Source organism: Methylobacterium sp. V23, assembly GCF_002917135.1.
GTDB lineage: Bacteria > Pseudomonadota > Alphaproteobacteria > Rhizobiales > Beijerinckiaceae > Methylobacterium.
This window is the reverse complement of the sequence record NZ_PDHT01000073.1, coordinates 1-7,846: the sequence shown is the minus strand read 5'-3', so window position 1 is coordinate 7,846 and position 7,846 is coordinate 1. Positions and strand designations below refer to the sequence as shown.

6 protein-coding genes are annotated in these 7,846 nt (G+C 58.2%); 2 read left to right on the top strand and 4 right to left on the bottom strand.

Annotated features, from left to right (window positions below):
• Window positions 1-348 precede the first annotated feature (348 nt).
• Window positions 349-1,425, top strand: a complete 1,077-nt coding sequence (locus CRT23_RS29705; RefSeq protein ID WP_103712553.1) for a hypothetical protein — start codon at window positions 349-351, stop codon at window positions 1,423-1,425.
• A 1,891-nt stretch (window positions 1,426-3,316) separates the two neighbouring features.
• On the top strand, window positions 3,317-3,535 hold the full coding sequence (locus CRT23_RS29470; RefSeq protein ID WP_245436628.1) for a hypothetical protein: 219 nt from the start codon (window positions 3,317-3,319) through the stop codon (window positions 3,533-3,535).
• A gap of 698 nt (window positions 3,536-4,233) precedes the next feature.
• Here the strand turns inward: CRT23_RS29470 and CRT23_RS26835 are convergent.
• The 4 genes from CRT23_RS26835 to CRT23_RS26815 all read right to left on the bottom strand — a co-directional run bounded on the left by CRT23_RS26835 (window position 4,234) and on the right by CRT23_RS26815 (window position 7,340).
• The gene (locus CRT23_RS26835) at window positions 4,234-4,509 is read right to left on the bottom strand and encodes a hypothetical protein (protein WP_103712550.1); all 276 of its coding nucleotides are present in this window, start codon (window positions 4,507-4,509) and stop codon (window positions 4,234-4,236) included.
• A gap of 452 nt (window positions 4,510-4,961) precedes the next feature.
• The gene (locus CRT23_RS26825) at window positions 4,962-5,180 is read right to left on the bottom strand and encodes a hypothetical protein (protein ID WP_103712549.1); all 219 of its coding nucleotides are present in this window, start codon (window positions 5,178-5,180) and stop codon (window positions 4,962-4,964) included.
• A gap of 693 nt (window positions 5,181-5,873) precedes the next feature.
• Window positions 5,874-6,572, bottom strand: coding sequence for a LuxR C-terminal-related transcriptional regulator (locus tag CRT23_RS26820; protein WP_103712548.1), 699 nt, complete (start codon window positions 6,570-6,572; stop codon window positions 5,874-5,876).
• Between the two features lie 252 nt (window positions 6,573-6,824).
• Window positions 6,825-7,340: a MucR family transcriptional regulator gene (locus CRT23_RS26815; protein WP_103712547.1), complete on the bottom strand. Its 516-nt coding sequence runs from the start codon at window positions 7,338-7,340 to the stop codon at window positions 6,825-6,827.
• Between the last annotated feature and the right edge of the window lie 506 nt (window positions 7,341-7,846).

Here is a 7,846-nt window from a genome sequence, read left to right as displayed (position 1 = left end):
GGCCACCAACTACCTGGCTGCCGTCTGCATCGCTGCTACCGTCAGCTACTGGTTATGAGTCCCGAGCCTAGAACGCCGATTGACGTCGAATTTGCACCTTGGATCGCAGTCTAAATTACAGATATAAATCAAATACTAGATTGACATTATTTATCAAAATGACTGTTTATTATTGAATATATTATAATATTTACCTTAATTTGTGTCTTCATAGCTGGATATAAAGCCTGGCCTTCTAGTTGCCGTGTGTACCTCTGTTGAAACAAGGCTGCTTCAAACTAGTCCAAATTTGGATCACGGCAGACACTGCTGGCCCAAATCGAAACAGCCACGATAGGGGATAGCCAGATGACGTACTTCACCGCAACAAAGCCGATAAGCGATGCTACCTACCAAGACTTTGCTTTGGGTAACCGAACGATCCTTGGAGGCGAAGCCGACAGCTTTACCTATGCCAGCAGCAATCCCTATCAGCTTATCCGCGTCATTGGGTCCGGCTTCACTTATGAGAATGGCCGCGTAGTAAGCGGCAGTCCTACCGCAATTATCGGTACGACAGCCGGCGAGATCGATTTCGAGGTTCGTCTCTATGGTGAGAAGATAGCAACATTCAACGCGCTCTCACCCGCCGATCAGATTAGCTACCTATTCCGCGGTAACGACTATATAGCGACCAACAATCAGAAAACGAGCCCGACAAACGATGTCCTATATGGCGGCGCTGGTAACGATACCATCTCCGGCGGACAAGGCTCAGACACCCTTGATGGTGGCGCGGGTGACGACACGATCCTCCTGCCTTTTCGGCAGAGTGACGCGCACATCAGTTACGGCATGCAAGGGCAGGTGATTGTTGATGGCCCAAGTGGGGCGCACAAAATCCTGTCCAATTTTGAGCACTTCCAGTTTACAGATGCGGTGCTCGAAAAAGGCACCTTGCCGCCTGCCGAGACACCGGCATATGGCGTATACCGGTTCTACGACACCCATACGGGGGATCACTTCTACACCACGAGTACAGTCGAAAAGCAGCAGATCCTTCAGACCCTGCCGTGGTACACCTACGAGGGCATCCCGTGGGCGGCCCCGGTCAAGGGCGCCGACACGGTGGACGTGTTCCGGTTCTTCGACACGGCCTCCAACGCCCACTTCTTCACGACGAGCGTGTCCGAGCGGGACCAGGTCTTGAAGACCGCGCCGAGCTACAAGTACGAGGGCGTGGCCTTCGAGGCCTACGCGGATGCGGGCGCCCCCGGCGGCGTGACCCTAGAGCGCTTCTACAACACCCAGACCGGCCAGCATCATTTCGCCGGCAATGCCGAGGAAGCCAACGGCATCAATCACGGCGCCGCCGGTCCGGGCTGGGTCGACGAGGGTAAGGCCTTCACCGTCCACCTGCCCACCGACACGCTACTGTTCGCCTGAGGGCGTCCGCTCCTCGCGCCCCTGGCATAGGCTGAAGTGGCAGCCTATGCCAGGTCCTAGGGAGCGACTTCAATCTTGAACAAGATGTTGTGTGTGGGGTAATGGACCGTTTTCCTAGCATCATTGGGATCTGAGAACGTCTGAGCAACAAACATGCCCTGAGGCGTCAGGAAAACGTGTCCGTAGTTCTTCTGTTGGATAATGGTCCCGTTTGTTGCTGTCAGGGTGTAGCTCAGCTCGATCTGATCGCCCTGAAACGAGAGAGCGCAGACCCATTCAGGAGCCTTTCAGCCGCAGGAGCCATGCTGATCATTTTAGCGTTGATCGAGTGATCAGGAGGAAACCAATGCTCTTGCGACATACCGCGCTATTCGCAGTAACCTTTCTGGGACTGGGCAGCCTCTTGTCCCATGCGCAAGCCGCTCCCGTCCCGTCCAGCCCTGCTACGAGCCTGATCCAGCCTGCGCAGTACGGGTATGGGTACGACAGGTACGGTGATGACGACGATTACCGCCCAAGGGTGCGGCGCAGGTTCTATGATGAGGGGGACCGTTTCTCCCGGACCCGCGTGCAGGATCGTTACCGGCGTGGCGCGTTCGGTGAGGTATGCCGCATCAGAACCGTCCGCCGCATCGACCCTGAAACAGGCGAAGCCCTCGTGCGGACGCAGCGAGCTTGCCGATAGGACCCTCTCAACCTTGCACAGCCCTTATGGAACAGGCGCGCTGTGATCAGCATCCAAAAGGGACCCACCCGCTCCCTTTTGGATCAAACACTTAGCACCCCGGTTGATATTCAGATCGCGCTCTGGATCACACCGGTATCGGAGGCTCTTTGAACTCGCCGTGGTCCTCATGCGCGCCCTGATACTCGCTCTGCCTCTCCTCTTCGCTCCCGCCAGCGCCAGGGCTGAGCCAACGTCTACCCTGAGAGGGATGTGGCAGCTCCTCGGTTCCTGTGCCCAGTCTGTCGGCGGCCCAGCCGCGTCAGCCGGGTCAGAGGTGACCCTCCTCTTCAGCATCAAGCGCGATGGCAGCCTGCAGGGGCAGCCACGGATCACCCACTCCAAGCTCATCGGTGATGAGGCCACTCAGAAGGAGTTTCTCTCCGGGGTGTTGGCGTCCGTCGCCCGCTGCTTCCCCTTACCGATCACAGACGGTCTTGGTGGGGCTGTAGCAGGTCGTCCGCTGCGGATGCGCGTGCTGAACCGACCACAGGAGCGCGGTGCTTAGATAGCGCTTCCGTAGTCGTCGAGGTCGATCTGTCCAAGGTGGGCGGAAATCCCATCAGGCCCATCGTCTTTCCTATCACCGGCAGCGGCAGCCGATGGCTCCCTGAACCAGCCTGTTTCCTGTTAGAAAACCGTGATGGCAAATCCCCCGCCGGGAAATACGCTTCACCAAAAACCCTATTTGTCACCGGCAGGCGGGTACCAGGGTGAAGGAATTTCCCGTCTATAAAAAAGGGGCTCCGAGGTCGAGTTGATTAATCTTGATTGTTTTCAAGTTGGCCAGCGGCCCTGGCGCAGGCCACACCGTTCCACCAGGAGCGTGAAGACTCACAATTTCCAGCCGTCCCTTCGGGGGGCGGGCTTTTAATTCGGGGTCCCGCAAAACCGACAATGTCAGGTTTTAAAAGGGTATTTCCTATACTCCACCTGTCTTGATAATCGGACAGGTTTTTCTGACGTCGTTTTGCCGGTTCGGAGCCATTTCCGGCAACGTCGACGTCGCTCCATACCGGTGTCGTTATAAACGGTCGTTTTTCCAGCATCCATTGACCTCACCCTCGGCGCTGGTCCTCGCCCGCAAGAGCGTACAAGTTCTCAACCCTGGCTGGTTCTTCCGAGGCTTGCTGCTACGGTGCGAGACCAGTCCGGGACAGGAACCGCATGAAGACCCGTTCGCTCCTCCCAATGTTTGCCGCCGTGACGCTGTTTTCCGCGCCCGTTGGAGCACAGTCGCTGCCCACGATGATTCAGAAGGCGGTCAGCGAGCAGATCGAAATATGCAAGCCCGAGAAGCCTCAGATTGGCGCCGGCTTCATCTCGAGGAAGGACATTAACGGCGACGGTGTCTCTGACTACGTGCTCGACTACGGCTCGTTTTAGCTGCGGTGGTACAAGGCTCTTCTGCGGCTCCGCTGGTTGCCTGACACAGGTCTTCGCATCGACCGACGGGACCTTCGTTAAGGCGCTTGACGAGAACGTGAGGGACCTCGCCTTCAAAACGATCAAAAGTCGTCCGGCCATGCTCGTAGGCCTTCACGGTGGCTCTTGCGGAAAGCGCGGCGTCGATCCCTGCGGGGCTATCCTCTACTGGAACGGGTCGAAGTTCAGCCCAGCCCATTGAGGTGATCGGGGCGTTTGAATTTCGGACCATCTTTCCCGACGTGATTGAACGTCAGGGAAACTATCGTATTGCGGACATGGACAGAACCATGGGTTCGATGCATAGGGCTTTTCGACTTAGCTCCGAGTGCTTCAGGCTGTGTACGTCTTCCTGTTGCACCGCTGCACTATCGTGCCGCTTAGGATGCGATGTAGGTGTAAAATGCGTAGTCGGCATCCAACCTGTTGGGGCCACCGCATGTCGTAGAGTGGCACCCGATGTTCCTACTTTGCTTGGCAGCCTTCCTAGGTAGCGGACTCGCTGCAGCTCTCGCGTGGCCAGTGCTTGGCGTGTGGGCGGCAATCATCGCCCCATTCGGCGGGAGCATTGCAACTTCGGTCATGGCGATACTCATCGCCTCCAGCGCGAACATAACGCACCGCGTTCAGGTCCAGGAGCCGGAGTATCGCGAATACGCTTAGAGGGCTTCAGCCCAGCCGGGCGAATACTGGATCACTCGTCCGGACGGCAGGTGAACCTGGAAGCTGTGGGGCACCTTGCTGTTCGGGACGTTGATCAGCTCGACTCGCATCCCAAAGCCCTTCTCGGCATCCGGATCGGACATATCGTGGATGATGCAGGGGACCCGCGTACCATCCGCAAACACCGCGACGCCCTGCTGGGCCATGTCCGTGCGCTTGAACTGCCGCCGGTCCTTGAACTGATCAAGATCTTTTGCGCCCTGTCGATACACCCTCGTTCTCCCCGTGCCTGATGTCGATGAGTCCATAAACGACGGCGGCCTTACAACGCTGTTAAGAGTGCGCTGTGCGGCTACAATCCTTGGCGGCGCGGCTACTGAGCTCGATGCTTCGGCCTTGGGGGCACACTCCCTACGCGCAGCGTATATGACGACAGCAGCGGAGCGCGGGGCGGATCTCGCGCACATCATGGACCAGAGCGGACATCGTGACCCCCGAACAGTAATTAGGTACATTTCGCCGGGCGAATGCCTTCAAGGATCAGCTGGGTGCGGGCTTCCTGTAGCGACTGCGAGCAAGCAAATGGGAGCAGTACGCGCGCGCATGCGCGAGAGACCGCTCCCATCCATCCGGTGCAATTCTGGTGCTGGCAACTGATCGTTTGCGGTGTACTGATTGATGCCTTGGAGCATTCAGGGGGCATCAAGCGCTGTCACATCGAGACTTATACGGCCGGGCGAGCAGACTGAGCCGGGGGCTGTAGGTGGTCGAGCGCCAAGTCAGCGAGCCGGTCGAGGGAGTTGGCGAAATTGAGGATGGTGTCTTCAGCCGCCACGTTGAAGATCTTGTGCTCAAGGTTGAGCGCATGCAGCTCCTCCGCAGCTAAGCGCAGCTCCCGAGCCAGATCGCGGTAAACCGGAACCGACGCACGGATGTGTGGCACGCGCGAACCGACGTCCAGACCTGCATCAGTTGCTCAGCCAGCCGCTTCGCCCCGGTTCCGGTGAGATGGCGCACGGGGAGGATGTGAACGTTCGGCATCAGGGCACTCATGATGTATGTACGTATTCATACAGTTCTTCCTTAAAATTGTATGAATAGTCCAATCTGGTTCACTCAGTAATTGTACTACCTCGACATGCCGAAAGCGCAGTTGCCCCCGATAAGGCAGCGATTGCAGCGACTTGTTCCCAGACTTTGCTCTGCAGGCATCCCGATCCCTCGCCCTGCCGTCCGGTAGCCATGGCGGCAATAGTCCGTAGCCCTTACGCGGGGCGAAAAGGCTTGGTTCGCCCAGCTAGCGACCCGGGGCGGCCGCCGAGATCTATGACGCGCTGCCGATGCTCGAAGTTGCCGACGCCAAAGTCGCCGCTGCGAACGAAAGCAGACTGCGCGGGGCCGAGCACATCGTGGGCGCGGGGACGGAGGCGGCCTGATGGCTAAGCGGAGGGACCGCACCACCTTGCGCTTTAGGTTCGCCTGCCGACGCGGTTCGGGCTTCCGCTGTAGCCGTTGAGGTAGTGACGACGTAGCGCTTGGCAACGGAATGCATCGTTCGGCCTTTGACAGGATAAGGCCGGAGCGACGCATTCCGCTGGGCGTTCGGCTTCTGACAGGATGAAACCGGAGCGGCTGTTCACTTACGGCAATGTTTTGGCGCAGCACTATCCTCGGAGACTACTGGGGTGTCCTGCCCCGCGAAGCGATGCGTCTCCGGCGGTGTTACATCGAGGACGGGAGCGAGATTGAGCGTGCGAGCGAGCGCAATCAAATCCTTCAGGCGTCCCGTCTGGGTTTTGCGGCGTAGGATGAGACGGTGGGACTCCACAGTACGGACGCTGACATCCAGCCGGCGGGCCACATCCTTGTTGCTGAACCCTGAACTCAGCAGACGCAGGATCTCTGTTTCTCGGCGCGTGAGGTCAAGATCGAGCGGCTCCGTGGCGACAACAGGGGCAGTCTCTCCATTGCTAGGTAGGTCCTCACCATGAGGCATGAGCGCGGCACGAAGGTCGTCTAAGGATGGACGTCGTGTGACGAAGCTATCTGCGCCGGCTTCGACCAGCTGACGCAGGTTGGTTGCACTCATCGCCTGAATCCCGACCACGATCCGTAAGCTTGGCAACTGCTTCTTCAGTGCGGTGACTCGCGCGACAGCGGATGCGATCTCGGCCTCCTGCACGAAGAAAAGCGCTGCCTTGCTGCGTGGCTCGTCCCGCTCAAGTTCGGCCTCGGGAATCAACTGGATTGTAGATAGTTGCTTCAGGGTCGTTTGAAGTGCTGTATCAATCGAAGCGGTCTCCCCCACAAAACAAACAGCTAAACTAGAAATCATAGTAAACACCCGCCTTGTCCCGGCCTGAAACAGCCAAAGCCTTCAACGGGCTAACTCACAAGTTTCGTTCCATCAATATTTGTCGGAACTGGGTCAACCTGGGTCGATCACTTGTTCGACGCTCGATCTCGTCAACAAGCTGGCCTGGGAGCAGCGCAAGGGCGACGCGGCGAAGAACCTCGAGTTCTATGATCTCGGCAACGCGTCTGCGCAGTTGGAGGCGGCGACGTAGCGCCACCGCCTCTCACGGCATCACTCGCTAGCAGCAGCCTTGCGCGGGCGACCAGTTTTCTTCGGCTTCGCTTCGGCCGACACTTCCGACACCGTCTCATCGATTACAGCAGCCTTGGCTTGGCCTCGCCGATTGTTGCCAAGCCCAAGAGCACGGGCAAGCTCCGAGCGCTGCGCTGAGTAGCTGGCGGCCGTCATCGGGTAGTCGGCAGACAGGCCGTGTTTGGCGCGGTAGGCCTCAGGAGAGAGACCGCGAAGGGTCAGGTGCCGGCGCAGCGTCTTGTAGGGCTTGCCGTCCTCGAAGCTGATGAGCGCGTCGTGCGTGATCGACTTCTTGATCTGAGCCGGTGTCGGCTTCTCGACATGGTCAGCAGCCGGTGTGGCAGGCCCGCTCAGACCCTTGAGGGCCTGATGCACGGAGGCAATCAGCTCGCCCATGTCAGCAGGCCGCACGGAGTTCTTGGAGGTGTAGGCGGACACGATGTCGGCTGTTAGCTCTACATAATTTGACGGCTGGCTCGAAGAGATCTCGTCCATGTTCTAGCTTTCCTCAAGTGATGGCACTGTCCCTCTAAGAGGCAAGACCGGAGGAAAATCAACCTTGATCGCAGCACACCAGCTGCGGAAAAAATTTATCCACGGGATTAAGATTTTTGCGGGCTTCTATATAGTGACTTACGCAATGAGGTCGGGCCGATCATGGCCGCTGAGACCAAGACCAGCGACGGCGTGTTTGTGAACGGCCGGAACGATGTTTGGCCCCTAGCGGAGCAGATTTAGCTACCGAAACGCTTCGGGTCGGCGATGTGGCCGATGGGATAGTGCTTTCAATTAATCAGCAAGTCGTCTGTAGATTTTCTCCGCCGCCTTCAGAAGACGCTTGGCCTCGGAAAGCAGGCGGCAGCCCTCTTCGAACTTTCCTTCCCTGGCCTGAGCGTCAGCATCGCGGGAACATCTTCTGGCCTGAGCAGTCAGGGCGCCAGCCCGAGCTCTATAGTTGGGAGGCCGTATTATGCTCATGGCAGGCCTCTGGCTGGAATACA